Source organism: Streptomyces milbemycinicus, from assembly GCF_002154605.1.
Lineage (GTDB): Bacteria > Actinomycetota > Actinomycetes > Streptomycetales > Streptomycetaceae > Streptomyces > Streptomyces milbemycinicus.
Genome location: NZ_MUNE01000757.1, coordinates 1 through 1,803, shown reverse-complemented (window position 1 = coordinate 1,803; position 1,803 = coordinate 1). Strand labels below are relative to the sequence as shown.

Below are 1,803 nucleotides of genomic sequence, written 5' to 3'. Positions count from 1 at the left end.
GACAAGGCCGGCGCGTGACCGCGTCCGGCGCGGGGGTGGGGAAGTGGCGCAGCGTCCCAAGGGCGAGCGTGTCGTGCGCATGTCGGTGGAGCAGCCCCTGTGGCGGGCGCTGACCGCCTACCGGGTGCTCACGCTGCTGTACGCGCTCACCCTCTACGCGTACGGCTACGACAACTACGACCACCCGCTCGGCGCGGGCGCCTATATGGCCGTGCTGACCGTATGGACCGCGCTCACCGTCCGTATGGTCTCCTCGGCCGAGCGGTGCACCCTGCGCTTCCTGGCCGGTGACCTGACCGTCGCGGTGGTCGGCATCCTGCTCACCCCGCTCGTCGACACCCACGACCGCATCGCCGAAGGCACGCCCACCCTGCCGTCGATATGGACGGCCGGGGCCGTGCTCGGTTTCGCGATCAAGGGCGGCTGGCGGTGGGCCGCCTGGGCCTCCACCGTCGTCTGCGCGGCCAACATCATCGAGCGCGGCGGATTCGCCCAGGACGCCGTCCATATGCTCATGCTGGTGTGGGTGGCGAGCGTGGCGATCGGCTATGTGGTCGAGGTGGCCCGCGCCAGTGAGCGCACCCTGGCCCGCGCGCTGCGGATCGAGGCGGCCACGCGCGAACGGGAGCGGCTGGCCCGCGACATCCACGACAGCGTGCTGCAGGTCCTCGCCATGGTGCAGCGGCGGGGCGCCGCGATCGGCGGGGAGGCGGCCGAGCTGGGACAGATGGCGGGGGAACAGGAGATCGCGCTGCGCACGCTGATCTCCACCGGGCCGGCGACCGGGCCGGCGACCGCCGCGGCGGAGTCGGTGGAGCCGGCCGGGGCCGTACTTCTGAAGGTGGCGGCCGACGCCCCCGCCGCGGACGGGTCTGGGGCGGCCGAGGGTGAACGGTCCGATCTGCTGGCCCTGTTGGCCCCGCACGCCGGATCCCACGTCACCCTCTCCGGCCCCGGCACCGCCGTACCGCTCCCCGCCGAGGCCGCCGCCGAGCTCGCGGCCGCTGTCGGTGCCGCCCTGGACAATGTGCGGGTGCACGCGGGGGACGACGCGCACGCCTGGATCCTGGTCGAGGACGAGCCGGACGCGGTCACGGTGACCGTACGCGACGACGGGCCCGGCATCCCCGAGGGGCGGCTGGCCGACGCCGAGCGCGAGGGGCGGCTCGGCGTGGCGCTGTCCATCCGGGGGCGCCTGCGCGACCTGGGCGGCAGCGCCGACTGGATCTCGGCCCCCGGACAGGGCACCGAGGTTGAGTTGAGCGTTCCGCGACAGGGGGAGACCGGACGATGACCGAACGGCAGACCAGCGGACAGGGCGGCGGGGGCGAGGAGCGGCCCGTGACCGTGATGGTGGTCGACGACCACCCGATGTGGCGCGACGCCGTCGCCCGCGATCTGTCCGAGGCCGGGTTCGCGGTGGTGGCCACGGCGGGGGACGGCCCCCAGGCCGTACGCCGCGCCAAGGCCGCGAACCCCGACGTCCTGGTGCTCGACCTCAACCTCCCCGGGCTGCCCGGCGTCGAGGTCTGCAAGCAGCTCGTGGGCGGCGAGCCGGGCCCGCCCGGCCCCCGCGTACTCGTACTGTCCGCGAGCGGGGAACACGCGGACGTCCTGGAGGCGGTGAAGTCCGGCGCGACCGGCTATCTGCTCAAGTCGGCCAGTACGGAGGATCTGCTGGACGCGGTGCGCCGGACCGCCGCCGGGGAGCCGGTGTTCACCCCGGGCCTCGCGGGCCTGGTGCTCGGCGAGTACCGCCGGCTGGCGACCGACCCCGCCCCCGCCTGCCCCTCATACACATCT

2 protein-coding genes are annotated in these 1,803 nt (G+C 74.5%); both read left to right on the top strand.

Translation table 11 applies throughout. The features are described 5' to 3' along the window. The first annotated feature begins 79 nt into the window (after positions 1 to 79). Entirely contained in the window at positions 80 to 1,294 is a 1,215-nt protein-coding gene (gene macS / locus CCN51_RS45245) for a MacS family sensor histidine kinase (RefSeq protein ID WP_043491929.1), read from the top strand. Continuing rightward, a partial coding sequence (locus CCN51_RS45240; RefSeq protein ID WP_107426240.1) for a response regulator occupies positions 1,291 to 1,803 on the top strand: 513 nt, incomplete at its 3' end. The genes macS and CCN51_RS45240, both read left to right, overlap by 4 nt.